This is a genomic window from Pseudomonas sp. FJ2-5-13, from assembly GCF_029201605.1.
GTDB lineage: Bacteria > Pseudomonadota > Gammaproteobacteria > Pseudomonadales > Pseudomonadaceae > Aquipseudomonas > Aquipseudomonas lactis.
Map to the genome: position 1 here is coordinate 4,644,180 of NZ_CP104045.1, position 24,418 is coordinate 4,668,597.

General features: G+C 59.8%; 22 protein-coding genes. 6 read left to right on the forward strand and 16 right to left on the reverse strand.

Annotated elements, in window-relative coordinates; all coding sequences use genetic code 11:
* The first annotated feature begins 179 nt into the window (after positions 1 to 179).
* Positions 180 to 557: a hypothetical protein gene (locus tag N2A98_RS20555; RefSeq protein WP_003193739.1), complete on the forward strand. Its 378-nt coding sequence runs from the start codon at positions 180 to 182 to the stop codon at positions 555 to 557.
* 114 nt (positions 558 to 671) lie between these two features.
* Here the strand turns inward: N2A98_RS20555 and fadD1 are convergent, their stop codons facing one another.
* Positions 672 to 2,363 carry a long-chain-fatty-acid--CoA ligase FadD1 gene (fadD1, locus tag N2A98_RS20560; RefSeq protein ID WP_032895580.1) on the reverse strand — a complete coding sequence of 564 codons (1,692 nt, stop codon included), beginning with the start codon at positions 2,361 to 2,363 and terminating at the stop codon, positions 672 to 674.
* Positions 2,364 to 3,156: 793 nt separating this feature from the next.
* Complete coding sequence (gene fadD2 / locus N2A98_RS20565; RefSeq protein WP_044267710.1) at positions 3,157 to 4,845, reverse strand: long-chain-fatty-acid--CoA ligase FadD2; 1,689 nt, start codon at positions 4,843 to 4,845, stop codon at positions 3,157 to 3,159.
* A 219-nt stretch (positions 4,846 to 5,064) separates the two neighbouring features.
* Between fadD2 and N2A98_RS20570 the strand changes: the two genes are divergently transcribed.
* Positions 5,065 to 6,009, forward strand: coding sequence for an alpha/beta hydrolase (locus N2A98_RS20570; protein ID WP_275622576.1), 945 nt, complete (start codon positions 5,065 to 5,067; stop codon positions 6,007 to 6,009).
* Between the two features lie 56 nt (positions 6,010 to 6,065).
* A complete protein-coding gene (locus N2A98_RS20575; RefSeq protein ID WP_003193747.1) occupies positions 6,066 to 6,536 on the forward strand; it encodes a MaoC family dehydratase in 471 nt (156 codons plus the stop codon).
* Positions 6,537 to 6,651: 115 nt separating this feature from the next.
* Here N2A98_RS20575 and N2A98_RS20580 read toward each other — a convergent pair whose 3' ends face one another.
* The gene (locus N2A98_RS20580) at positions 6,652 to 7,119 is read right to left on the reverse strand and encodes a PA2169 family four-helix-bundle protein (RefSeq protein ID WP_034128518.1); all 468 of its coding nucleotides are present in this window, start codon (positions 7,117 to 7,119) and stop codon (positions 6,652 to 6,654) included.
* Between the two features lie 204 nt (positions 7,120 to 7,323).
* On the opposite strand from N2A98_RS20580, the gene N2A98_RS20585 reads away from it, so the two are divergent.
* Together N2A98_RS20585 and N2A98_RS20590 are read left to right on the forward strand one after the other, a co-directional pair.
* On the forward strand, positions 7,324 to 7,560 hold the full coding sequence (locus N2A98_RS20585; protein ID WP_008056784.1) for a DUF3820 family protein: 237 nt from the start codon (positions 7,324 to 7,326) through the stop codon (positions 7,558 to 7,560).
* Between the two features lie 11 nt (positions 7,561 to 7,571).
* Positions 7,572 to 8,747, forward strand: a complete 1,176-nt coding sequence (locus N2A98_RS20590) for an aminotransferase class V-fold PLP-dependent enzyme (protein ID WP_044267723.1) — start codon at positions 7,572 to 7,574, stop codon at positions 8,745 to 8,747.
* A gap of 205 nt (positions 8,748 to 8,952) precedes the next feature.
* Here N2A98_RS20590 and N2A98_RS20595 read toward each other — a convergent pair whose 3' ends face one another.
* From N2A98_RS20595 to zwf, 3 genes are read right to left on the reverse strand one after another with little or no spacing between them, the layout of a single operon-like run.
* The gene (locus N2A98_RS20595) at positions 8,953 to 9,618 is read right to left on the reverse strand and encodes a bifunctional 4-hydroxy-2-oxoglutarate aldolase/2-dehydro-3-deoxy-phosphogluconate aldolase (RefSeq protein WP_026067364.1); all 666 of its coding nucleotides are present in this window, start codon (positions 9,616 to 9,618) and stop codon (positions 8,953 to 8,955) included.
* Between the two features lie 17 nt (positions 9,619 to 9,635).
* On the reverse strand, positions 9,636 to 10,349 hold the full coding sequence (pgl, locus tag N2A98_RS20600; RefSeq protein ID WP_032895576.1) for a 6-phosphogluconolactonase: 714 nt from the start codon (positions 10,347 to 10,349) through the stop codon (positions 9,636 to 9,638).
* Complete coding sequence (gene zwf, locus N2A98_RS20605; RefSeq protein ID WP_044267731.1) at positions 10,336 to 11,802, reverse strand: glucose-6-phosphate dehydrogenase; 1,467 nt, start codon at positions 11,800 to 11,802, stop codon at positions 10,336 to 10,338. The genes pgl and zwf overlap by 14 nt, the downstream gene beginning before the upstream one ends.
* A gap of 220 nt (positions 11,803 to 12,022) precedes the next feature.
* Here zwf and N2A98_RS20610 point away from each other — a divergent pair, with 220 nt between their 5' ends.
* Positions 12,023 to 12,883, forward strand: a complete 861-nt coding sequence (locus tag N2A98_RS20610) for a MurR/RpiR family transcriptional regulator (RefSeq protein ID WP_169856377.1) — start codon at positions 12,023 to 12,025, stop codon at positions 12,881 to 12,883.
* A gap of 134 nt (positions 12,884 to 13,017) precedes the next feature.
* Here the strand turns inward: N2A98_RS20610 and N2A98_RS20615 are convergent, their stop codons facing one another.
* The 10 genes from N2A98_RS20615 to N2A98_RS20660 form a co-directional block, all read right to left on the reverse strand.
* Positions 13,018 to 13,863 (reverse strand): D-hexose-6-phosphate mutarotase, encoded by an 846-nt coding sequence (locus N2A98_RS20615; RefSeq protein WP_032895574.1) that lies wholly within the window; start codon positions 13,861 to 13,863, stop codon positions 13,018 to 13,020.
* Positions 13,864 to 13,961: 98 nt separating this feature from the next.
* The gene (locus N2A98_RS20620) at positions 13,962 to 15,308 is read right to left on the reverse strand and encodes a carbohydrate porin (protein ID WP_003193760.1); all 1,347 of its coding nucleotides are present in this window, start codon (positions 15,306 to 15,308) and stop codon (positions 13,962 to 13,964) included.
* 204 nt (positions 15,309 to 15,512) lie between these two features.
* Positions 15,513 to 16,673 carry a sn-glycerol-3-phosphate ABC transporter ATP-binding protein UgpC gene (gene ugpC / locus N2A98_RS20625; RefSeq protein WP_044267736.1) on the reverse strand — a complete coding sequence of 387 codons (1,161 nt, stop codon included), beginning with the start codon at positions 16,671 to 16,673 and terminating at the stop codon, positions 15,513 to 15,515.
* A gap of 2 nt (positions 16,674 to 16,675) precedes the next feature.
* A complete protein-coding gene (locus tag N2A98_RS20630; RefSeq protein WP_003193763.1) occupies positions 16,676 to 17,521 on the reverse strand; it encodes a carbohydrate ABC transporter permease in 846 nt (281 codons plus the stop codon).
* Positions 17,514 to 18,422 (reverse strand): sugar ABC transporter permease, encoded by a 909-nt coding sequence (locus N2A98_RS20635; RefSeq protein WP_003193765.1) that lies wholly within the window; start codon positions 18,420 to 18,422, stop codon positions 17,514 to 17,516. Before N2A98_RS20635 ends, N2A98_RS20630 begins: the two co-directional genes overlap by 8 nt.
* A gap of 167 nt (positions 18,423 to 18,589) precedes the next feature.
* The gene (locus tag N2A98_RS20640; RefSeq protein WP_003193767.1) at positions 18,590 to 19,876 is read right to left on the reverse strand and encodes an ABC transporter substrate-binding protein; all 1,287 of its coding nucleotides are present in this window, start codon (positions 19,874 to 19,876) and stop codon (positions 18,590 to 18,592) included.
* A 104-nt stretch (positions 19,877 to 19,980) separates the two neighbouring features.
* Positions 19,981 to 21,240 (reverse strand): AGE family epimerase/isomerase, encoded by a 1,260-nt coding sequence (locus N2A98_RS20645; protein WP_275622577.1) that lies wholly within the window; start codon positions 21,238 to 21,240, stop codon positions 19,981 to 19,983.
* Positions 21,241 to 21,473: 233 nt separating this feature from the next.
* The gene (locus tag N2A98_RS20650; protein ID WP_275622578.1) at positions 21,474 to 22,298 is read right to left on the reverse strand and encodes an ATPase; all 825 of its coding nucleotides are present in this window, start codon (positions 22,296 to 22,298) and stop codon (positions 21,474 to 21,476) included.
* 127 nt (positions 22,299 to 22,425) lie between these two features.
* Complete coding sequence (locus N2A98_RS20655; protein ID WP_044267744.1) at positions 22,426 to 23,424, reverse strand: NAD(P)-dependent oxidoreductase; 999 nt, start codon at positions 23,422 to 23,424, stop codon at positions 22,426 to 22,428.
* 52 nt (positions 23,425 to 23,476) lie between these two features.
* Positions 23,477 to 24,370, reverse strand: coding sequence for a LysR family transcriptional regulator ArgP (locus N2A98_RS20660; RefSeq protein WP_047711650.1), 894 nt, complete (start codon positions 24,368 to 24,370; stop codon positions 23,477 to 23,479).
* Positions 24,371 to 24,418: the final 48 nt, after the last annotated feature.

Sequence of the window (24,418 nt, forward strand, 5' to 3'; positions counted from 1 at the left end):
AAATGGTTTTTGGTCACTACGTAGCGGTTGACCTGAAGCGCAACGGCAGAGTTTCAATTATTTTTGCGCAAGCATTTCATCGAATGCGGCAGGTTTGGCTTTATGTTTTGCAGCCAACCCACGAGAATGCCCGGCACATTCAGGCTGCAACGCTGAATAACAGATCCCGTAGGAAGGTTATGAAACTCAATAAAGCACAGGCCATTGCCCGCAGAAACCAGGAACTGGGCGGTGCCGTACTCGGCGTCAACAACTGCCACTTCACCGACCTGGACCGCAAACGCAACATCTGGTGGTTCGACCTGCCGGTGGGGCGCATTGCCGTGGGCCAGTACGAGTGGATCCACCTGTTGATGCACAACGCCGACACCGACCAGTTGCTGCACCTGAAGGTGCCGACCGTGTTCCTGCGTGAAAAACTCGAAGGGCTGGTGGTGCGCAATGCGGGCAAGCGCAAGCCTGAGATTACCCTGGAGCTGAGTGCCGACAAGGATTCGTTCTTGAAGGACGTACGCCCCGCCGGTGCGGGTGTGAGCTTCGCCCAGTTCGCCCTGTAAAAACCGTGCGGGCTGCCCTGACAGGCCTTTTGTAGGAGCGAGCTTGCTCGCTCCTACAGAAGGTGACGACCGCGCCCACATAAAAAACCCCGCATCAGCGGGGTTTTTTATGGGTTACTTTTTAAGACCGAGTTTCTTCAGCTCTTCATCCCGCAATTCACGCCGCAAGATCTTGCCCACGTTGGTAGTCGGCAACGCATCACGGAACTCCACGGCCTTGGGCACCTTGTAGCCGGTGACGTTGGCGCGCATGTGTTCCATCACCTGGTCCTTGGTGAGCGTAGCCCCAGGCTTGACCACGATGAACAGCTTGATGTGCTCACCGGATTTTTCATCCGGTACGCCGATGGCCGCACACTGCAGCACGCCCGGCAGGCCCGCGAGCACGTCTTCCAGCTCGTTGGGGTAGACGTTGAAACCGGAGACCAGAATCATGTCCTTCTTGCGGTCGACGATACGCATGTAGCCGTCTGGCTGGATGATCGCGATGTCGCCGGTTTTCAGCCAGCCTTCGCTGTCGAGCATCTCGTCGGTGGCGTCCTGGCGCTGCCAGTAGCCCTTCATCACTTGTGGACCTTTCACACACAGCTCGCCGGTTTCACCCAGTGCAAGCTCGGTGCCGTCGTCGGCGATGACTTTACACGCGGTGGAAGGCACCGGAATGCCAATGGTGCCGATCTGGATGTGCTGGATCGGGTTGACCGTGGCCACCGGGCTGGTTTCGGTCATGCCGTAGCCTTCGCAGATCGCGCAGCCGGTCACCGCCTTCCAACGCTCCGCCGCTGCCAGTTGCAACGCCATGCCCCCCGACAGGGTGACCTTCAGCGCAGAGAAGTCCAGCTTGCGGAAACCTTCGTTGTTGCACAGCGCCACAAACAGGGTGTTGAGGCCGACGAAGCCGCTGAACTTCCACTTCGACAGTTCCTTGACCATCGCCGGCAGGTCGCGCGGGTTGCTGATCAGGATGTTGTGGTTGCCGATCAGCATCATCGCCATGCAATGAAAGGTGAAGGCATAGATGTGGTACAGCGGCAGCGGCGTGATCAGGATCTCGCAGCCTTCGTTGAGGTTGGAGCCCATCAGCGCCTTGCATTGCAGCATGTTGGCCACAAGATTGCGGTGGGTCAGCATCGCGCCCTTGGCCACGCCGGTGGTACCGCCAGTGTATTGCAACACGGCCACATCGCCGCTGGCCGGGCTGGCATCGTTGACCGGCTGGCCATGGCCCTTGGCGAGCACGTCGTTGAACTTGATGGCCTGAGGCAAGTGATAGGCCGGGACCATTTTCTTCACGTACTTGATCACGCTGTTGATCAGCACGCGCTTGAACGGCGAGAGCAGGTCGGCGACTTCGGTGACGATCACGTGCTTGACGGCGGTCTTGGGCACGACTTTTTCAGCCAGGTGCGCCATGTTGGCCAGGCAAACCAGGGCCTTGGCCCCAGAATCATTGAATTGGTGTTCCATTTCCCGCGCGGTGTACAGCGGGTTGGTGTTGACCACGATCAGGCCGGCGCGGATCGCACCGAATACAGCGACCGGGTATTGCAGAACGTTGGGCAGTTGCACGGCGATTCGATCGCCAGGCTTCAAGTCGGTATGCTGTTGCAGATAGGCGGCGAATGCGCCGGACAATTCGTACAGTTCACCGTAGGTGATGGTCTTGCCCAGGTTGCTGAAAGCCGGTTTGTTAGCGAAGCGCTGGCAGGACTGCTTCAGTACCGCCTGAATATTCGGATACTCGTCTGGATTGATCTGTGCAGCAATCCCGGCGGGGTACTTATCCTTCCAAAAGTCTTCATTCATGGAAGCCCACTCCTCAGCGACGCGAATTCATCATCGCATTTGATGCGATTATTATTGGTGTATGTTTTTAGGTGAGTCTGGCGCTTTCAAGCAGGCCTAGAAGTCACAAAGCGCGCCGAGAGTAGCAGCTTTGCCAAGGGCCGCCTAGAGCCAAAAGAGGGCCCTACAGTCATAAACATGACTCAAGAATATCCAATGGTCACTTTTAGAGCAAAAATTCTATAACACCAGGAATGGCTCTAGAACAAGCTCTCAAGGGTGCAGAATGACGATGTGGGAGCTGGCTTGCCTGCGATAGCGGTGGCTCAGTCAATTCAACACGTGACTGAAACACTGCTATCGCAGCATAGGTATCTACATAACTTTGTAGGCTGTAGCAGCCAACGGTAACCACGATGCGAAGCGAGCCGCTCTTGATCTTGATCTGCTTTTGATCTTAGGCGCCCCGTCAAACCACGCTGGCCGGAATTCGACAGGGATTTGGGGGGTAAACCGGCAGGGATGCCGGTTTAGCCGCCCCGCGCCATGGATGGCGCGTGGCGGCGGCCCCCCAAATCACTGGCGGATTACGGGCACACCGAGCCTAAGCGAGGTGCCGAGTGGTGGGGCAAGAGCCCTTTGGTTACTTTGGGCTGGGCCGGCATTCCGGCTTTTCCAAAGTGACCCGCCGTCAGGGCGGAACCCTAAGTGGCCGTTACCTAAATAACGGATATGTACCCGGTCCAACTGTGTTGACTGTTAGGCCGCCTTCGCAGGCAAACCAGCTCCCACATTTTTTGTACCCGGTTTCAATTCAAGCGATGTCGCGCAGTTCCCGGCGCAGGATCTTGCCCACCGGTGTCATCGGCAACGACTCCCTCAACACAATATGCTTGGGCACCTTGTACCCGGTGAAGTTGGCCTTGCAGTACGCTTTCAGTTCCTCAAGGCTCACCCCCTGGGCCCGTGCCACCACGAACAGCTTCACCGCCTCCCCTGTGCGCTCGTCCGGCACGCCGATCACGGCGCAGTTGGCCACGGCCGGGTGGGCCATGATCACGTCTTCGATTTCGTTGGGGTACACGTTGAAACCCGAGACGATGATCAAATCCTTCTTGCGATCCACAATGCTGATGTAGCCATCGGTGTCGATCACCGCAATGTCACCGGTCTTCAACCAGCCATCGGCGTCCAGGGTTTCGGCGGTGGCGGCCGGTTGCTGCCAGTAGCCCTTCATCACTTGCGGGCCCTGGATGCACAACTCGCCACGCTCGCCCAAGGGTAGTTCTTGCCCCAGGTCATCCACGACTTTCATCGCCGTACCCGGCACCGGGATGCCCACGGTACCCAGGCGCGACAGGCCGCCGTAGGGGTTGGTGCTGGCCACTGGCGAGGTTTCGGTGAGGCCATAGCCTTCACCGATGGCGCAGCCAGTCAGCGCCTTCCAGCGTTCCGCCGTAGCCTTGACCAAGGCGGTGCCGCCGGAGTTGGTGATCTTCAGGTGGGAGAAATCCAGGGTCTTGAAATCCGGGTGGTCCATCAGCGCCACAAACAGTGTGTTCAGGCCCAACAGGCCGGAGAACTTCCACTGCTTGAGCTCCTTGATAAACCCGCCGATGTCCCGTGGGTTGGTGATCAGCACGTTGTGGTTGCCGGAGACCATCATGCACATGCAATTGGCCGTGAATGCATAGATGTGGTACAGCGGCAGCGGTGCAATCATCACCTCCTGCCCTTCCTTGACCAGCGGATGGCCGTCGTCGCCCAGTTGCGACATGCACGCCCGCACCTGCTGCATATTCGCCACCAGGTTGCCGTGGGTGAGCATCGCGCCCTTGGCCAGGCCGGTGGTGCCGCCGGTGTATTGCAGCACGGCGATATCGTCCAGGGTCACCGGGTGGCGCGTCACTCCAAGGCCCGCGCCCATGCGCAGGGCGCGCTTGAACGACACTGCCCGCGGCAGGTGGTAGGCCGGAACCATCTTCTTGACTTTGTCGACCACGGTGTTGACCAGCCAGCCTTTGGCGGCGGGCATGAAATCGCCCATCCTGGCTTCGATCAGGTAGTCGATCTCGGTATCAGCGCACACCTCCTGCACCCGCGAACCGAACAGGTTGAGATAGACCAGCGCGCGCACACCGGCGTCCTTGAACTGATGGCGCATCTCGCGCGGGGTATACAGCGGGTTGGTGTTGACCACGATCAGCCCGGCGCGCAGTGCGCCGAATACCGCCACCGGGTAATGCAGCACGTTGGGCAGTTGCACCGCGATGCGCTCGCCGGGCTTGAGGTCGGTGTGCTGCTGCAGGTAACCGGCAAACGCCGCACTCTGGCGTTCAAGCTCGGCGTAGGTGAGGGTAATGCCCATGCTGCTGAATGCCGGACGGTCGGCGAAGGTCTTGCAGGAACGCTCGAAAACCTCGATCACCGACTTGTAGGTGCTGAGGTCGATGGCATTGGGGACGCCCGCCGCGCGTTTGTCATTCCAGAAATCAGGTTGCATTATTCTTGTCCTCTATACCTGAGTGTGTCCGGCCGCTGCCATGCAGGTGTGCAGCAATAAGAAGCGGAGCTTTGGGGAAGTTAGCAGCTATGGCCAAACAGGCAAGACGCTGGACTGTGTCATTGATTGTATGAATCTTGTACCTAACGCGTAGGCAGATACCCCGCCCCACGCCGGATGAGCTATACAATGCAACCACCCTGAGCAAAGGAAGCCGCCATGAACCACAGCACCTTCTGGCTGACCGCGAACGACCACACCCGTCTGTACGTCAACCAATGGCTGCCCGACGGCCCGCCCAGGGCCGTGGTGATGATTTCCCATGGCATGGCCGAGCACGGCGGTCGCTATGCGCGCCTGGCGCAGGCATTGTGTGCAGCAGGCCTGGGTGCGTATGCGCTGGACCAGCGTGGGCATGGCCGCACTGCAGAGGCCGGCACCGTTGGGCTGTATGCTGAGACGGATGGCTGGAACAAAGTGGTGGGCGACCTGGCCAGCCTCAATCAGCACATTGGCCAACAGCATCCCGGGCTGCCGATCATCTTGCTGGGCCACAGCATGGGCAGCTATATCTCCCAGGCGTATTTGCTGCATCACAGCGCCAGCTTGCATGGCGCAATACTCAGCGGTTCGAATTTCCAGCCGGTGGCCCTCTACCGTGCAGCGCAAATCATTGCGCGCATCGAGCGAGCACGCCAAGGCCAGCGAGGACGCAGCGCGTTGATCGACTTCCTGTCGTTCGGCTCATTCAACAAAGCCTTCAAACCCAATCGCACCGCCTTTGACTGGCTCAGCCGCGACCCGGTTGAAGTGGACAACTACATCAACGACCCACTCTGTGGCTTTCGTTGCACCAATCAATTGTGGATCGACCTGTTGGGCGGCTTGCAGCAGATCAGCAAAGTCTCCAACCTGGCGCAGATCGACCCCGGCCTGCCGATCCTGGTGATGGGCGGCGATTGTGATCCGGTGAGTGAAGGCAAGCGTCTCAAGGATCTGGCCCACGCACTGCGTGAAGCTGGCTGCCAGGACGTGCAATTGACGCTCTACCCGCAGGCGCGCCATGAAGTGTTCAACGAAACCAACCGGGATGAAGTCACCGCCGACCTGCTGGCCTGGCTCGACCAGGCGCTGGCGTTGCGCAGGCCCACCCGCTGCGAATAGTTTTTGCTTTAAAATCAGCCGATTAATTACCGTTAAGCCACAGGATGCACCTTCAGATGACCCAGGTAACCAACACCCCGTACGAAGCGCTTGAAGTGGGCCAGACTGCCAGCTTCAGCAAAACCGTCGAAGAGCGCGATATCCAGCTGTTCGCCGCCATGTCGGGTGACCACAACCCGGTGCACCTGGACGCTGAATACGCCAAGGCGACCATGTTCAAGGAGCGGATTGCCCACGGCATGTTCAGCGGTGCGCTGATCAGCGCGGCGGTGGCCTGCGAGCTGCCTGGGCCGGGCACGATTTACATCGGCCAGCAGATGACCTTCCAGAAGCCAGTGAAGATCGGCGACACCCTGACCGTGCGCTTGGAAATCCTCGAGAAATTGCCGAAGTTTCGCGTGCGCATTGCCACTCGGGTGTTCAACCAGCGTGATGAGTTGGTGGTGGATGGCGAGGCGGAGATTCTGGCGCCACGTAAGCAGCAAGTGGTGACCTTGACCGAGCTTCCGCCGATCAGCATTGGCTGATCCAGCCTTTGCATAAAACAAATGTGGGAGCGGGCTTGCTCGCGAATGCGGTGTGTCAGTCAATACAACAGTGACTGATCCACCGCTTTCGCGAGCAAGCCCGCTCCCACAGGTCTTACGACTGAGCGCGAGCCTGGTTACGTAGGGCTTTTACCTGGTCGTGGTTGCGTTGTACACCGTGGTACTGACGCTCAACCAAATCACGAATGCCTACCAGGTTGTGCTTGTTGATCTTCTCGATCGCTTCCTTGTAAGCCTTCAGGGCGTGGTCTTCACCGCGCTCGGCTTCGTTCAACACGGCCTCTTCGTCCTTGCCGGTGACCATCGACTTCACGTCGACCCAGCCACGGTGCAGGGCGCCGGCAACACTGCCAGACTTCTCTGGATCGCCACCCAAGGCACGCACAGCCGTTTTCAGTTCTTCGGCAGCGGTACCGCAATCAACGGCACGCTTGGCAAACAGTGCCTTGAGTTCTGGATGCTTGATGTCTTCAGCGCATTCCTTGAAACCCTTTTGGCCGTCGATGCTGGTCTCGATCAGGTCGTTCAGTACGGAGATCGATTCTTTGTTGATATCAGTCATTTTTCAATTCCTTGTACGGGTTAGAAGGTTGCCTTGGTTATTGCAGCGCCCGTGCCAGGTTTTCAAAAATTATTTTTATGTTTAATTTCAATAAGTTACGAATTATTGAACCATCTGCATCTTGGTTATTTGCATGATCTGTCATTTGGCCTTCATGCAGAATGCCTGTATTTTCGAAAGCCTGGCCTCAACCCTGCGACGCTCATGAATCCCGAAAAACTCGAACTGCTCATCACCCGCCAAATGCCCTTCGGCAAATACAAAGGCCGGATCATTGCCGACCTGCCTGGACCCTACCTGAATTGGTTCGCCCGTGAAGGTTTCCCCCACGGTGAACTGGGTGGTTTGCTGGCCTTGATGCAGGAAATAGACCACAACGGCCTGTCCGAATTGCTCGAACCGCTGCGCGCCAAACACGGTAAACCCGCCCCCCGCCACTAAAGAGATTCGCCATGCCAAGGAATGCTGATAACGAACCGCACTGGCACGCCATCGCTCAGCGTTACGAGTGCGAGCCCGGCCCGATCAACCTGGAAAACGGCTACTTCGGGCGCATGAGTCGGGCGGTGCAGGCCCAATATCTTGAGCACATCAGCTTTATCAACCGCAGCAACGCGGTGCATGTGCGCCAGCGTTTTGAGCAGGGCGAAAACATCGAGATACGCCGCCAGTTGGCCGGGTTGATTGATGTCGACCCGGAGTCGGTCGCGTTCACCCGTAACGCCACCGAAGCCTTGCAGTCGCTGATCCGCAACTACAACCGCCTGCAACCGGGCGACCAGGTGCTGATCAGCGACCTGGAGTACGACACGGTCAAAGGCGCCATGCGCTGGTTGGCAGCGACTCGCGGCGTGGAAGTGATAGAGGTGGCCCACACCCACCCGGCCAGTTTCGACAGCCTGGTGCAGACTTATCACGATGCGTTTGTGCAGTACCCACGTCTTAGATTAATGGCCTTGACCCATGTGACCCACCGTACGGGCCTGGTCATGCCGGTTGCGGCCATTGCCAAGGCCGCGCGCGAACGCGCAATCGACGTGATCCTCGACGGCGCCCACGCCTTGGGCCAGCTCGAATTCAACCTGGCCGAACTGGGCATTCAGTTCGCAGGCTTCAACCTGCACAAATGGATCGGCGCACCGCTGACCCTGGGCTTTTTGTACATCGCACCGGAGCGCCTGGCCGATATCGACCCGGACATGGGTGAATTCCACTACCCGGCCACCGATGTGCGAGCCCGTACGTCCTACAGCACGCCGAACTTCCCCGCACTGATGACTTTGCCCCTGGTGTTTGAAGAGCATCGACAATTGGGTGGCGCTGCGGCCAAGGGCGCACGCGTCAATCACCTGCGCAACCTGTGGGTGAACCAGGTGCGGCCGTTGCCGGGGATTGAAGTGCTGACTTCGGATGACCCGCGACTGTATTGCGGGATCACCGCCTTCAAGTTCATCGGGCGCGATCAGCAGGTGATGGTGGACCGGTTGCTCAAGGAGCACGGTCTGTTCACCACTACGCGCACGGGCGCGGCGTTTGGCACCTGTATTCGGGTGACGCCAGGGCTGGTGACGTCGGCGGCGGACATCAATGCGCTGGTCCACGCGATCACCCAACTAAACACCGTTTAAAACTGTGGGAGCGGGCTTGTTCGCGAAAGCGCGATACCCGTCACTAGATGCGTTGACTGACCCGCCGCATTCGCGAGCAAGCCCGCTCCCACATTTGGATCCAGGGTGGGCTTGGGGTTTTCATCAGGCAAAAAAAAGCGGCACACCGACCAAGTGCGCCGCAAAAATGCCGTTAAGCACAGCAACAACGATTCGATAAATCAGTTCAGTCCAGCAGCGCCAGCGCCTGGGCAGTGACTTCCTGGATACGCGCCCAGTCGCCGTTCTTGACCCACTCCGGATCCAGCATCCAGCTGCCGCCCACGCACATCACGTTCTTCAACGCCATGTAGCTCTTGATATTGGCCGGGCCAACACCGCCAGTCGGGCAGAATTTGACTTCGCCGAACGGGCCGCCAAGGGCCTTGATGGCCGCAACGCCACCGCTGACTTCAGCCGGGAACAGTTTGAAGCGGCGATAACCCAGGCCGTAGCCTTCCATGATGCCGGAGGCATTGCTGATGCCCGGCAGCAGCGGGATCGGGCTGTGCACCGAGGCTTCCAGCAAGTCACGGGTGATGCCGGGGGTGACGATAAATTGCGAGCCTGCCACTTCTGCCGCTTCGAGCATGTGACGATCAAGCACGGTACCGGCACCGGTGCACAGCTCAGGGCGCTGCTCGCGCAAGACCTGAATGGCTTTAAGGCCGAACTCGGAACGCAGGGTCACTTCCAGCGCGGTCAAACCGCCGGCTGCCAGGGCGTCGGCCAACGGCAGGATGTCCTGCTCGCGGGCGATGGTGATCACCGGCAGGATCCGCGCCTTGGCGCAGAGGCTGTCGATCAAGGCAACTTTATCCGCCATGGACACGGTCGGTTGAGGGCTTTTCATAGCGGCTGATCCTTGGCTCATGGGCACCAGTAAATCTCTAGAGTAGGTTGCAAAAACGCGCGAATCGGCATGGCAGCAACATCGTCGCTGGCCAGGGCGGCGCTCAAGGTCGTCAATTTCGAACTGCCGGAAATCGACAGCACGGTGTAGTCGGCCGTGGCCAGCAACGCACGACTCATGGTCAGGCGCTGGTGCGGCACAGTGGGCGCCAGCATCGGCCAGCAACGGCGGGTACCGTCGGCCTTCAGCGCTTCACTCAGGTTGGGGCTGTTGGGGAACAGCGATGCGGTGTGACCGTCATCGCCCATGCCCAGCACCAGCACATCAATGGCTGGCAACTCGCCCAGCAGGCGATCGGCCTGCTCGGCAGCGTCTTCTAGGTTGGCGGCAGGGCTGTACAGGCTCAAGAACTTCGCCTTGGCCGCCGGACCTTGCAGCAAGTGTTGCTTCAACAGGCCAGCATTGCTGTCGGCGTGTTCGACCGGCACCCAGCGTTCATCGGCCAGGGTGATGGTGACCTTGGACCAGTCCAGGCCCTGCTTGGCCAGGTTCTGGAAAAACGCCACGGGGCTGCGGCCACCGGACACCACCAACGTCGCCTCGCCACGGGCACTGATGGCCCCGCGCAGTTGCTCGGCCACGTCATTGGCCAGGCCATCGGCCAGCAGCGCAGGCGTACGGTACTCATGGGCAGTGACGCCCTGAGGCAGTTTCAATTCAGATATCGCCATACCACGACCTCCCATCCCGCGTGATCAGTGCAATGGAGCTCATCGGCCCCCAGGACCCCGCCGCATACGGCTTGGGCGCATCACCGGATTTTTTCCACCCGGCGATCAACTGGTCACACCACTTCCACGCGGCTTCGATTTCATCTTTGCGAACAAACAGGTTCTGATTGCCGCGCATCACTTCCAGCAACAACCGCTCGTAGGCATCAGGGATGCGTGCGCTGCGATAGGTGTCGGAAAAATTCAGTTGCAGTGGCCCGCTGCGCAGTTGCATGCCTTTGTCCAGGCCCTGCTCCTTGGTCATCACGCGCAAGGAAATGCCTTCGTCCGGCTGCAGGCGGATGATCAGCTTGTTGCTGATCTGCAGGCGCTGCTCGGGGGCGAAGATATAGTGGGACGGTTCCTTGAAGTGGATGACAATCTGCGACAGCTTTTGCGGCATGCGCTTGCCAGTACGCAGGTAGAACGGCACGCCGGCCCAGCGCCAGTTACGGATATCGGCACGCAGGGCAACGAACGTCTCGGTGTCGCTCTGGGTGTTGGAATTGTCTTCTTCCAGGTAACCCGGCACGGCTTTACCGGCGCTGTAGCCGGCGATGTACTGACCGCGCACCACTTGAGTGGTGAGGCCCTCGGGGCTGATTGGCGCCAGGGCCTTGAGCACCTTGACCTTCTCGTCACGGATGCTGTCGGCGGACAGGTCGGCCGGCGGGTCCATGGCAATCAGGCAAAGCAGTTGCAACAGGTGGTTCTGGATCATGTCGCGCAGCTGGCCGGCCTTGTCGAAATAGCCCCAACGGCCTTCGATGCCAACCTGCTCGGCCACGGTGATTTCCACGTGGGAGATGTAGTTCTGGTTCCACTGGGTTTCAAACAGGCTGTTGGCGAAGCGCAGGGCGATCAGGTTCTGCACCGTCTCTTTGCCCAGGTAGTGGTCGATGCGGTAGGTGCGGTTTTCCGGGAAAAACTGCGCCACGGCGTCATTGACCTTGCGCGACGACTCCAAGTCCGAACCGATGGGTTTTTCCAGCACCACGCGGGTATTTTCCGCCAGGCCGACCTTTGACAGGTTTTCGCAGATCGCGCCGTACACCGCCGCCGGGGTGGCGAAGTAGGCAATCAGGCGTTGATCGCTGCCGGCTTTTTCGGCCAGGGCGACGTAGTCGTCGGCTTTCATGAAGTCGACATGCACATAAGCCAGGCGTGCGAGGAAACGCTGGGCCACGGCTTCGTCGAGCTCTTTGCCGACGTATTTACGCAATTCTTTTTCGATGTGGGCCAGGTGTTGCTGCTCGGAGCCTGCTTCACGGGCCAGGGCCAGGATGCGCGTGTCGTCGTGCAGCAACCCGGCGCCATCGAGTTGATAAAGGGCAGGAAATAACTTGCGCAGCGCCAGATCACCCAAGGCGCCAAACAGGGCAAAGGTGCAGGGTTCCACGGTTATCGAAGGCATGATGTTTGTTCTTTTATCAAGTTAAGCTACAAATACCTTTTTTCAAGGCATCACTCAAGGAAAAATGTAGTAATAACCACAACATTTTCCGGAAATACGCATTGCGAGTGGTGGTGTTCAGCTACCCTCAGTAGGATAGGCCACCGCGAAAAGCCACTCATCGATTGGTTACCGCCTTTTTATTTGCATCGTCGCCCGAAGGAAAGACTGAATGGACCGCGTGCGAAATCTTCTGGAACAGATCCGGAACCGCCTCGAAGAATTGAACAAGGCCGAGCGCAAAGTCGCTGAAGTGATCCTGCTCAACCCGCAGCAGGCCACACGCTTCTCGATCGCCGCCCTCGCCCAGGCCGCCTCGGTCAGTGAACCGACGGTCAACCGTTTCTGCCGTTCGTTCGGTGTCAGCGGCTACCCTGAACTTAAATTGCAGTTGGCGCAAAGCCTGGCCAGTGGCGCCGCGTATGTCAGCCGCGCCGTAGAGGCCGATGATAACCCCGAGGCCTACACCCAGAAGATCTTTGGCAGCGCCATTGCCTCTCTGGACAGCGCCTGCCAGGCCCTGGACCCGGCGCTGATCAGCAAGGCCGTGGACTTGTTGATCCAGGCGCGGCAAATCCACTTCTTTGGCCTGGGCGCTTCGGCTCCCGTGGCCATGGACGCGCTGCACAAGTTCTTCCGCTTCAACCTGGCAGTGACCGCCCACGCCGACGTGCTGATGCAACGCATGATCGCCTCGGTGGCGCACACCGGCGAGTTGTTCGTGATCATTTCCTACACTGGCCGTACCCGCGAGCTGGTGGAAGTGGCGCGTATCGCTCGGGAAAACGGTGCGTCGGTGCTGGGCGTGACCGCCGAGAACTCGCCACTGGCCAAGGCCAGTACGGTGAGCCTGAACATCCCGTTGCCGGAAGACACCGATATCTACATGCCGATGACTTCTCGGATCATTCAGTTGACCGTGCTGGATGTGCTGGCGACCGGCATGACCTTGCGTCGTGGGGTGGATTTCCAGCCGCATTTGCGCAAGATTAAAGAGAGCTTGAATGACAGTCGGTATCCGGTGGGGGATGAGTTCAACTAAATAGTCGGGCTCTATGCCAGCCGTTCCAGTCTCTTCGCGAGCAAGCCCGCTCCCACACTCGACTGCATTCCATAAGTGGAACTCAGTCTAATGTGGGAGCGGGCTTGCTCGCGAAGGGGCCATCAGCTACACCACTAAACTGCCGCCCGCGCCTGCAAACTCAGATGCGCCCTCTCCCCCGGCGCCAGGCTCGCCGCCGCCATCGCCGCCTCCACACACACAAACCCCGACGCTTCGTTAAAGCTCACGCCCAACAGCGGTCGGCTCCCCGGGTGCCACACCACGGTGTCGGCAGTGTCGCCCGTGTCGATGCACAGTTCACGCTGCCAGGCGTGGTCCTTGAGCTGCAGTTCACCCTCATGCTGGAACACCCGCTGGCATCCACCATCGACCCGCAATTCGCCTTCCTGCTGGCAAACCTGGCGATTGAGCTGGTCATAACCTTGCGCCCCTTCAAGCCCAGACAGCGCTACCTCATCAACGTGACCAATACGCCAGTAAGCGTGCAATGCATGGCTCAACTGGCACGGCAACTCGTCGTGATGCTCGGTGCTCAGGCGCAGTTCCAGGGTGTCGCCCAGGTGCGCGTGCAAGTCCACCTGCCAGTCGCACAGTTGCAATTGCCAGTGCAGGCGCACGCCGTCGTCATCGGTGCTGCTGTCGAGCAGTTTCCAGTCGATCAAGCGGGCCCAACCGTGGGAAGGCCAGGCATTTTCGCTGGGGTGGCGGCCATACCACGGCCAGCACACCGGCACGCCGCCACGAATGGCGCCGACCTGCGGCCACTTGGCTGCGCACCACAGCCAGGGCTTCTGGCCGGTGGGCTGAAAGTGCAACAGTTGTGCGCCCTGGCGACTGAACACCGCCTGGCACAGCGGATGGTCGATCACCAACACGTCGCGCATCTGAAAGCGCTCCCAGGCGAACACCGGACGCTCGCGCAGGGATTTGAAAAAGCGTTGCAGCGGTTGCTCGTGCATGTGCCCAGGTCCCGAATATCACAGTGCCACGCAAAAAAAAGCGGATAGCCATGGCTACCCGCAAATGCGCACAGAGAGAGGAGCTTATCGCAACAGCGTTAGAACGTAGACTGAATTTTCAGGCCCGCAACCAGCGCGTTGTCGACTTTATCCACGCCGCCAGGCTGGACAACGTACTGCAGGTTCGGACGCACAGTCAGCCAGTTGGTGACGTGGAAACCGTAGTTGAGTTCGACGTTGTACTCAGTCTCACGAATCGGCGTGTACAGCGGATTGTCGTAGTCGCTCACGCCCCTGGCGTCGTTGAGCAGCTCAGAGTTCTTCTTCACATCATTGTTGACATGCAGGCGAGCGACGCCAATGCCGACGTCATCTTTTGGACGCGCATCGAATGGGCCTTTGTACACCAGCATCAACGACTGGTAGTTGTCGACCAGGTTGGTTTCCTTGTCATGGAAGGTCGCGTTGGCGGCGATGTTCAGACCACGGGAAGCGTCGCCGTTATGGGTGGTGAGTTGCTGTTGCGCAACGAACCAGTAACCTTTCTTGCTGCTGCGGGTACGGAAGTCGGCGCCGCTGAGGACCGCATCGTTACCGTTGACGTCTTCACGTACATCCGGAGCATCGGCAGCACTTTTATAGAAGCCCACACGGTATTCGCCCGGCAGGTTATTAACCTTCGGCGACCAGACCAATTCCACCGGGATCACGGTGCCCTTGGTACCACTGCCGCTGAGTTTGAAGCCGTTGCCGTGCTCCAGCTGCGAAGGGTTCTGGTTGTAGGCACCGATTTGCGCATACAGCTCAGGCGTGATGTTGTACTTCACGCGGATAGCGGCCTGGGCGACCGGCCAGTTGTACCAGGTATTGACGTAGTTACCGACCTGGGAACCGCAGAACGACAGGTTCTGGAAGTCGCAAGGGAAGGTGTTGAAGTCTTCGCCTTCACCGAAGTAACCCAGCTTCACGTCCAACTTGTTGTCGAACATCTGGTGCTGAATCCAGAACTGGGTCAGGCGCACCATGTGGCCACGGCCATACACTTCTTGCGAGGAACTCAAGGTGCCGGCACGCGGATCGCCAATGCGGTCATTGGAGATGTTCTGGCCATTACGATTGGTCAACTGGATCTTGGCCTGAGTGTTATCCCAGCCCCACAGTTTTTGCAGGTCCAGCGCCACGCCCAGACCGAACTGGTCGGAGTAACGACCGGTCTTGTCGTCGTTGTAGCCGCCGTGGGCGTTGTAGCCCATCTCGCCCACGTAGTCGGCCTTGATGTCGATACCTTGCTCGATCAGCTTGGTACGCTCGCCGCCCCAATCGCCGGTCATCCACTTGGAATCGGCGCTGAATGCATCGGCCGCCATCGCATTGGCGGACAATACAAGGGCTGCTGCCGCTGACAGTTGGCAGATCAGCCGGGTGTTGTTGTGTTGCTTTTTCATCCCTACATCCTCGTCTTTATTGTTATTAAACTGTTTTTATCTAACGCGGGTTACATTTTTTTAGCTAAAACAACGAGTTAACCATTAACCACATTACTGTAGGAGCGAGCTTGCTCGCGAAAAACTCAAGGTCACTGCGCTCATCCAGGATGCCCGCGTTATCGTTAACGACCTTCGCGAGCAAGCTCGCTCCTACACGATGCTTTAGCGACCCTTGAACTGGGTCACATTGTCGGCATGCCCCTGTGCCGGCAATGAAGCCGCCGTGCCCAATCGCTCGCCGGTCTTGGCGTCAAACAGCAATACCTTGGCCGGGTCGAACTGCAAGGTCAGGGTCTCGCCCACTTGCGGTGCCACGTCCGGCGCCAAACGGCAGCAGACCTTGGTGTCGTTGAGCTGCACAAACACCAGGGTGTCCGGGCCGGTCGGCTCAGTCACCTGCACTTCGGCACGAATGCTCGACGAGCCATTACCCTCGCCCGCTGCCAGCACGATCTGCTCCGGGCGCAGGCCCAGGATCACATCGCGGTCTTCCAGCCCGGCGTCATTCATGCCCAGCGCCAACTCGCAACGGGCCTGGCCGCTGTCGAGCACCGCCACCAGATCACCGTTCTGGCGTTTTAGGCGCATGGGAACGAAGTTCATCGGTGGTGAACCGATAAAGCTTGCCACAAACAGGTTGGCAGGGTCGTTGTAAATTTCCTTCGGCGTGCCGAATTGCTGGATGATCCCGTCCTTCATCACCGCCACTTTGTCGCCCAGGGTCATCGCTTCGATCTGGTCGTGGGTCACGTAGACGGTGGTGGTTTTCAGACGCTGGTGCATCAGCTTCATTTCGGTACGCATCTCGACGCGCAGCTTGGCGTCAAGGTTAGACAGTGGTTCGTCGAACAGGTAGATCTTCGGCCGACGCGCCAAGGCACGGCCCATGGCCACACGCTGTTGCTGGCCACCGGACAACTGGCCCGGCTTGCGGTTGAGCAAGTGCTCGATTTGCAGCAGCTTGGCCACGCGCGCCACTTCGGCGTCGATGTCGGCTTGCGGCATCTTGCGGATCTTGAGGCCGAACTCGATGTTCTCGCGCACGCTCATGGTCGGGTACAACGCGTAGGACTGGAACACCATGGCGATGTCACGGTCCTTGGGGCTCATGCCGCTCACGTCTTGATCACCGATCATGATCGCGCCGCCGGTGATGGTCTCAAGGCCGGCGATGCAGTTCATCAGCGTGGATTTACCACAGCCCGACGGGCCGACCAGGATCAGGAACTCGCCTTCCTTGATCGACAGTTCGATGTTCTTCAAGGTGTCGGGCAGGCCGGCGCCATAGGTCTTGTTTACATTGCGAAGTTCAAGCGTAGCCATGATTACCCCTTGACCGCGCCGGCCGTGAGGCCGCGCACGAAATACTTGCCTGCGATCACATAGACCAGCAGGGTCGGCAGCCCGGCGATCATCGCCGCCGCCATATCCACGTTATATTCCTTGGCCCCGGTGCTGGTGTTGACCAGGTTGTTCAGCGCCACCGTGATGGGCTGGGAGTCGCCGCTGGAGAACACCACGCCGAACAGGAAGTCGTTCCAGATCTGGGTGAACTGCCAGATCAGGCAGACCATGATGATCGGCGTCGACATCGGCAGGATGATCCGGCGGAAGATGGTGAAGAACCCCGCTCCGTCCAGGCGTGCGGCCTTGATCAGCGCATCCGGGATGCTCACGTAGTAGTTACGGAAGAACAGCGTGGTGAACGCCAGGCCGTAGACCACGTGGATAAACACCAGGCCGGTGGTGGTGCTGGCCAGGCCCATCTTCCCGAGGGTGAACGACGCGGGCAGCAGCACGGTCTGGAACGGCAGGAAGCAGCCGAACAGCAGCAGGCCGAAGAACAACTGCGAACCGCGAAAGCGCCAGAACGACAACACGTAGCCGTTCAAGGCGCCGATGGCGGTAGAGATCAGCACAGCAGGAACGGTGATCTTGATCGAGTTCCAGAAGTAGCCATCCACGGTGGCCCAGGCCTTGACCCAGCCGATGCCGCTGACCACGGTGGGCCAGCTCAGCAGGTTACCGGTGCTGATGTCTTCCGGGGTTTTGAAGCTGGTGAGCAGCATCACCACCAGCGGCACCAGGTACAGCAGCACCGCCAGGATCAGCACCGCGTAGATCGCGATGCGGCTCAGGCTGATGGCAGGTTTGGCGGCGAGACTAGTCATTGCGCTTGGTCCTCAGCTCGGAATACAGGTACGGCACGATGATCGCGAGGATCGCACCGAGCATCAGGATTGCACTGGCCGAGCCCATGCCCATCTGGCCACGACTGAAGGTAAACGAGTACATGAACATCGCCGGCAGGTCGGACGAGTAGCCCGGGCCGCCTGCGGTCATTGCCGCCACCAGGTCGAAGCTCTTGATCGCAATGTGCGCCAGGATCATCACCGCACTGAAGAACACCGGACGCAGGCTGGGCAGCACCACGCTCCAGTAGATGCGCGGCAAGCTCGCGCCGTCGATCTGCGCAGCACGAATGATCGACTGATCAACGCCGCGCAGGCCGGCGAGGAACATCGCCATGATAAAGCCCGAGGCTTGCCACACAGCAGCGATCACCAGGCAGTAGACCACGCGGTCCGGGTCGATCAGCCAGTCGAGACGGAAGCCTTCCCAGCCCCAGTCCCGCAGGAGTTTGTCCAGGCCCATGCCCGGGTTGAGCAGCCATTTCCAGGCGGTACCGGTGACGATCATGGAGAGCGCCATCGGGTACAGGTAAATGGTGCGGATAAAGCCTTCGCGGCGGATTTTCTGGTCGAGGAAAATCGCCAGCAGCACACCGATCACCAGGGTGATGCCGATGAACATGCCGCCGAACACGGCCAGGTTCTTGCTCGCCACCCACCAGCGGTCGTTATCGAACAGCCGCTGATACTGCGCCAGGCCCGCCCATTTGTAGCTGGGCAGGAACGTCGAGGTGGTGAACGACAGCACGAACGTCCACAGGATGTAGCCATAAAAGCCCACCAGCACGATGAACATGCTCGGCGCCAGCACCAGTTTAGGGAGCCAGCGCTGCAGCACATCGAATGGCGAGGCCTTGCTGAACACAGCAACAGAACTCATGGGAAAATCCAGTACAGGGAAAAAGGACTAGCAGCAGAACCGTCTGGTACGCGGCTCGTGTGGGAGCGGGCTTGCTCGCGAATGCAGCAGGTCAGTCACCAAACATGCTGTCTGATACACCGCTTTCGCGAGCAAGCCCGCTCCCACATAAGCCCGCTCCACAGCTGTTACTTGGCCGACTTGATCGCCGCGCCAAGCTTCTTGGCCGTGTCGGCCGGGTCGGCTTTCGGGTCGTTGATGAAGTTGGTCACGACATCAAAGAACGCACCCTGTACCGCCAGGGTCGTGGCCATGTTGTGGGCCATGCTTGGCTGCAGGCCGCCAGTCTTGGCGTCGGCCAAAAAGTCCTTGGCGGCGGTCTGGGCGCAAGAATCAAAGCCGTAGGATTCCATCTTGGTCAGCATGTCGTTACGCACAGGGATCGAGCCCTTGTTAATGCTGAACACCTTCTGGAAGTTTTCACCCAGCACCACTTTGGCGATGTCCTGCTGGCCCGCGGCAGTGCCTTTGTCTTTCTGCTTGAACACCGCCAGGGAGTCGATGTTGTAGGTGAAGGCTTTGTCGGTGCCCGGGAACGCTACGCACTCATAATCCTTGCCGGCGACTTTCTTGGCGGCGGTCCATTCGGACTTGGCCCAGTCACCCATGATCTGCATGCCGGCCTTGCCATTGATGACCTTGCCCGCTTCCAGGTTCCAGTCCTGGCCCTTGCCGTCGACGTCCATGTAGGTCGCGACTTTCTTCAGCTCGGTGAGGGCCTTGACCATTTCCGGGCCAGTCAATGCGCCGTTATCCAGGTCGACCAGGGCTTTCTTGTAGCCATCGGCGCCCATCACGGAGAGCACCACCGCTTCGAACACGGTGCTGTCCTGCCAAGGCTGACCGCCGTGGGCGAGCGCAATGAAGCCTGCAGCCTTGAGCTTGTCGCCCGCTGCGTAGAATTCTTCGAGGGTGGTTGGGTTCTTGGTGATGCCGGCTTTCTTGAAGACTTCCGGGTTGATCCACAGCCAGTTCACGCGGTGGATATTCACCGGCACGGCGACGTAGTCACCGTCGTATTTCACGGTGTCGGAGACTTTCTTGTCGAGCAGCGAATCCCATTTTTCTTCTTTGGCGACGTCTTTGAGCACGTCGGTGTCGAGCAGGCCAGTCGACGCCCACTCCTGGATGTCAGGGCCTTTGATCTGGGCAACGCCTGGCGGGTTGCCGGCGACCGCGCGGCTTTTGAGCACGGTCATGGCAGTGGCGCCACCGCCGCCTGCTACAGCACCGTCTTTCCAGGTGAAGCCGTCTTTCTCAACTTGGGCCTTCAGGACATCCACAGCCGCTTTTTCACCGCCGGAGGTCCACCAATGCACCACTTCCACCGTACCTTTGGAGTCGGCGGCAAATGCACTGAGGGGGAACAACGAGGCAATGGAAATAGCGACGGCGAGGCGATTAATCGCGTTCATCTGAGTACCTTTTTTTGTTGTTATGCATGCAAGTCTAGAGCTTGCGCTGCACGGAGTTTAAACATGGATTTTCAGGGCGCAGGTAACAAAGGGACGCACAAATGTCACCACTTGGTGACATAGCATCCGCTGCCCAATGCACTGGCCAGGCTGGGTGCCAAGGGCAATGCAGGCAGCACGACCGCTTGCCAGGCATGGTACAGGTCAGGTTTGCCGCCCCAGATTTTACTGCTGGGTTGGTTGTGCGGGCTGAGTTCGTGATGCCAACTGCCCTGGAGCCGGTCGATGAAGTGGGTTTCGCAAAATTCCCAGAAGCGCCGGTACCAGGTTTCGTAATGCAGCTCGCCGCTACGTTTGAGCAGCGCCTGAGCGGCGGCGCTGGCTTCAGCATGGGTCCAGTGCAGGCGCTCGCATACCACCGGGCGCTGGTTCCAATCCAAAGTGTAGACAAGGCCCGGCGCACCATCCACCGCCCAGGCGTACTCGCAGGCACTGGCGAACAGGCCTTTGGCGTCGCTCACCAGCCAGTCCGGCGTGGCCAGCTTGGCCTTGAGGCGTGCAGCTTCCAGGTGCAGCAGCAACCGCGCCCATTCAAAACCATGCCCGGGTGTGATGCCGTAAGGGCGAAAGCCATCGGCGGGGTTGTCTTGGTTGTAACCGAGCAAGGGCTTCCATTGCGCGTCGAAATGCTCGATCACCATGAACTGGTTGCCGGCGGCGTGGGTGTGGATCACTCGCTCGACAATGCGCAGCGCTCGGTCCAGCCAGCGTGTATCACCGCTGACATCGGCCAACGCCAGGAAGGCTTCGGTGGCGTGCATGTTGCTGTTGGCGCCACGATAGGCTTCGACGCCGCCCCAGTCTTGGGCGAAGGATTCGAGCATGACGCCCTCCTCTTCGCTCCAGAAGAACTGGTCGATGATATGGATGGCGTCGTTCATTAATGTTTGTGCACCCGGCGCGCCGGCCACCACGGCAGAGCTGGCCGCGAGGGCCACGAAGGCGTGCAGGTAGGCGGCCTTGCCGGTGTTGCCATCAGCCGCGCGGGGCGCGGCGAACCAGCCACCGTGCTCGCTGTCGCGCAGCGGGCCGCTGAGCGCCGCCACACCGTGCGCCACCAACTCGGCATAACCCGGCAACCCCATGGCATGGGCCATGGCAAAGCTGTGGGTCATGCGCGCGGTGTTCATGGTTTCGGCGCGGGCATTGGCCGGCAACTGGCCTTTATCGTCAAGGTTGCCGAAACCGTCCGGCAGGCGCGATGCCTTGGCGAACGCCAGCAGCCGCTGGCCTTCGGCGGCGAGCCAAGCGTGATGGGCAGGTGCATTCAGCCAACTGCTGGCAGGCAGTGGATGGGTGGTCATCGGTGGCCCTTATTGTTTTTTTGGGATGACCGGAGTCTAAACAAGGGCGTGGGATGGGCAAGTAACGAAAGGGATGGTAAATGTCACCAAGTGGTGACAATCAACACCCTAATCCTAATGTAGGAGCGAGCTTGCTCGCGAAAAGCCAACAAGCGCCACGCTTATCCAGGAAACCCGCGTGATCGTTAACGTTTTTCGCGAGCAAGCTCGCTCCTACACAAGGCGATTTGCGGTCATTGGCCCAGTGGGGTGGCCGCAGCCGGCGCATTGAGGCGCTGATTCAAGTTCTGCACCTGGCTTTGCAAGGTGGTGATATTGCGCGTGGTCTGGATGCGGAACACGTCGAATTCCTTGTTGGTCGGTGCGTCGACGTTGGCCGGCTGGTTTTCCTGGGCGCTCTTGAGTACCAGCAGGTCCTGCTCGAGACGGGCGATGGCCGCGCTTGGGTTGCCTTGTTTCTTCAAGGCGGCCACATCGGTGGTCAGGCCCTTGACCTCGGCCTGCGCTGCCGTAAGGCTGGCGACCGCGTCAGTGAGGGCCTGCACCTGGCCTTGCAGCTTGGTGTTGGCCGCTGTCAGTTCGGTGGTGCTGGCACTCATCTGCGCCAGGCGGCTGTCCAGTTCGGTGGCCTGCCCCGCGACGCCCAACTGTTGCTTGCCCTGCTCCTGCAACTGGGCTTCCAGCTGCTTGATCTGTAGTTTCAAGGCTTCGCTGCCGTTGTTCACATTGGCTTCGCTGGCCACGACCTTGCCGGAAATCGCCTGCAGGCGCCCGGCCGCTTCTTCGCTGATGCGGGCAAAACTCTCCTGGGTGGCGACCAACTGCTGGCCCATCAGGGAGATCTGCTGGAAGCTCCACCAGGCCAGGCCCGCGAAGGCGATCAACAGCGCGCCGACCAGTGCCCACAACGGGCCGGTGCTGGCGCTCTTGACCTTGACCACGGGCGTCGTTCGCGAACGCACCGACGTCGCGGCGGTCGGCACGAAATCATCGTCATCCCCAATATCGGCCCGCAGGCTGGGAACGTTGTCGAAGTCGTCTTTAGCATCGTTACGCATGAATCTACCCTGAATCAATGAGATGGCTGGCTGCAAAGCCGAGCGGCAGGAGTATAAACCGCACTCCCGGCGCATGGATCGACTCGGAACCTGGAATTGGGTTCCCGAAGTGTTGCTGGTTATGAGCTTATTGGCGGCCCGGGTCCTGGGCTTTCCACCAGCTGCAGAACTCGTCGAGCGCGGCCCACAGGCTGACCTTGGGCTCGTAGTCGAGATAATGCCTGGCGCGGCTGATGTCGAGGGTGAAATCTTTGTTCATCACCTGCATGCCCAGGCGCGACAATGCCGGTTCCGGCCGCCCCGGCCACATCGCGCAGAAGGCTTCATTCAAGGCCGCCACGCTGTAAGACACACCGTAGGAGCGGTAACGGGTCACCTGGGGCAGCTCCATTTGCCGCATCACGTAGTTCACCACATCCCAGATCGGCACCGGTGCGCCGTTGCTGATGTTGTAGGCCTTGCCCAGCGCCGAGCCGGTGGCGAGCAAACTGCTGAGCAGCGCCTCGTTAAGGTTGTGCACACTGGTGAAGTCGACTTTGTTCAAGCCGTCGCCGACGATCGCCAGGCGGTTCTTGCGCTGCATTTTCAGCAGGCGCGGGAAGATGCTCATATCGCCGGCCCCGGTAACAAACCGTGGGCGCAGGGCTATCACTTGCAGGCCGAACTCTTGGGCGCCAAAGACCTTCTGCTCAGCCAGGTATTTGGTGGCGGCATAGGGATGCTTGAAACGCTTGGGCACTTGTTCTTCGGTGAGCCCCAGATGGTCGCGACCGTCAAAGTAGATCGACGGCGACGACAGGTGCACCAGGCGCCCGACGCGCTGTTTCAGGCAGGCCTCGACGACGTTTTCGGTGACCAGCACATTGTTCTGGTGGAAGTCCTGGTACTTGCCCCACAGCCCAACGGCGCCGGCGCAATGCACCACGGCTTCGACATCGCGGCACAGGTCGCGCACCAGGTCGGCGTCATTCAAGTCACCCTGGATAAACTCGGCACCGCGCCGTACCAGGTGCTCCACACCCTCGGCGCGCCGCCCGTTGACCCGCACGTCCAGGCCCTGCTCAAGGGCGAAGCGCGCAAAGCGCCCGCCGATGAAGCCGCTTGCGCCGGTGACCAGAATTTTCATGTCGTACTCCGTGTTCTTTCGTTTTTCATCGCTGTTGCCTTGACGCGCGCCATCACTCCAACGGCACCAACCAATGGCCACACACATCGGCCAGATGGTCGGTCAACAAGCCCAACAGTTGCCCGCCACTGCGCCAATGATGCCAGTACAGCGGCACATCGATGGGCTTATCTGGCAATAACTCGACCAATACGCCGGTTTCCAACTGGTCACGCACCTGTAATTCAGGCACCAGGCCCCAGCCCAGGCCAGCTTCTGTCAGGCGGATAAAGCCTTCGGATGACGGGCATAGATGGTGTTCGAAACCACCGTCCACGCCCAAGGACGCCAGGTAGCGGTGCTGCAGGAAATCATCCGGGCCGAACACCAGCGCAGGCGTGCGCGCCAATTGGTCGGCCCGCACACCTCCAGGAAAATGCCGCGCCAGAAAGGCCGGGCTGGCCAGCGCCCGATAACGCATGGCGCCCAGCAACAGGCTGCGGGCACCGGCCACGGGGCGCTCGCTGGCGCAAATGCAGGCCGCCACTTCACCGGCGCGCATGCGTTTGAGGCCCACGGTCTGGTCTTCGACCACCAGGTCCAACAGCAAATGCTGTTCGGCGCAGAAGTCGCTGACTGCCTCGGCCCACCAAGTGGCGAGGCTGTCGGCATTCAGGGCAATGCGCAGGCGCTCGGGCATGCCCTCCTCGTCCAGGGCCGGCACCTGGCTTTGCAGGTCACGCTCCAGCAAACGCACCTGCTGCACGTGGTTGAGCAGGCGCCGGCCGATATCGGTGGGCGTTGGCGGCGAGGCGCGTATCAACACCGGCTGGCCGACGCGCGCCTCCAATAGCTTGATGCGTTGGGAGATGGCGGACTGCGACAGCCCCAACACCTGGGCACCGCGCTCAAAGCCGGCTTGTTCCACCACCGCCGCCAGGGCGGAAAGCAATTTATAGTCGAACATCAGTTTCTCTAATGAGCGATCAGCAATATTGTTTTTTCTTATACAACC

Coding starts and splice junctions, on each gene's coding strand:
- N2A98_RS20555 (WP_003193739.1), top strand. CDS start 180: ATGAAACTCAATAAAGCACAGGCCATTGCCCGCAGAAACCAGGAACTG.
- fadD1 (WP_032895580.1), bottom strand. CDS start 2,363: ATGAATGAAGACTTTTGGAAGGATAAGTACCCCGCCGGGATTGCTGCA.
- fadD2 (WP_044267710.1), bottom strand. CDS start 4,845: ATGCAACCTGATTTCTGGAATGACAAACGCGCGGCGGGCGTCCCCAAT.
- N2A98_RS20570 (WP_275622576.1), top strand. CDS start 5,065: ATGAACCACAGCACCTTCTGGCTGACCGCGAACGACCACACCCGTCTG.
- N2A98_RS20575 (WP_003193747.1), top strand. CDS start 6,066: ATGACCCAGGTAACCAACACCCCGTACGAAGCGCTTGAAGTGGGCCAG.
- N2A98_RS20580 (WP_034128518.1), bottom strand. CDS start 7,119: ATGACTGATATCAACAAAGAATCGATCTCCGTACTGAACGACCTGATC.
- N2A98_RS20585 (WP_008056784.1), top strand. CDS start 7,324: ATGAATCCCGAAAAACTCGAACTGCTCATCACCCGCCAAATGCCCTTC.
- N2A98_RS20590 (WP_044267723.1), top strand. CDS start 7,572: ATGCCAAGGAATGCTGATAACGAACCGCACTGGCACGCCATCGCTCAG.
- N2A98_RS20595 (WP_026067364.1), bottom strand. CDS start 9,618: ATGAAAAGCCCTCAACCGACCGTGTCCATGGCGGATAAAGTTGCCTTG.
- pgl (WP_032895576.1), bottom strand. CDS start 10,349: ATGGCGATATCTGAATTGAAACTGCCTCAGGGCGTCACTGCCCATGAG.
- zwf (WP_044267731.1), bottom strand. CDS start 11,802: ATGCCTTCGATAACCGTGGAACCCTGCACCTTTGCCCTGTTTGGCGCC.
- N2A98_RS20615 (WP_032895574.1), bottom strand. CDS start 13,863: ATGCACGAGCAACCGCTGCAACGCTTTTTCAAATCCCTGCGCGAGCGT.
- N2A98_RS20620 (WP_003193760.1), bottom strand. CDS start 15,308: ATGAAAAAGCAACACAACAACACCCGGCTGATCTGCCAACTGTCAGCG.
- ugpC (WP_044267736.1), bottom strand. CDS start 16,673: ATGGCTACGCTTGAACTTCGCAATGTAAACAAGACCTATGGCGCCGGC.
- N2A98_RS20630 (WP_003193763.1), bottom strand. CDS start 17,521: ATGACTAGTCTCGCCGCCAAACCTGCCATCAGCCTGAGCCGCATCGCG.
- N2A98_RS20635 (WP_003193765.1), bottom strand. CDS start 18,422: ATGAGTTCTGTTGCTGTGTTCAGCAAGGCCTCGCCATTCGATGTGCTG.
- N2A98_RS20640 (WP_003193767.1), bottom strand. CDS start 19,876: ATGAACGCGATTAATCGCCTCGCCGTCGCTATTTCCATTGCCTCGTTG.
- N2A98_RS20645 (WP_275622577.1), bottom strand. CDS start 21,240: ATGACCACCCATCCACTGCCTGCCAGCAGTTGGCTGAATGCACCTGCC.
- N2A98_RS20650 (WP_275622578.1), bottom strand. CDS start 22,298: ATGCGTAACGATGCTAAAGACGACTTCGACAACGTTCCCAGCCTGCGG.
- N2A98_RS20655 (WP_044267744.1), bottom strand. CDS start 23,424: ATGAAAATTCTGGTCACCGGCGCAAGCGGCTTCATCGGCGGGCGCTTT.
- N2A98_RS20660 (WP_047711650.1), bottom strand. CDS start 24,370: ATGTTCGACTATAAATTGCTTTCCGCCCTGGCGGCGGTGGTGGAACAA.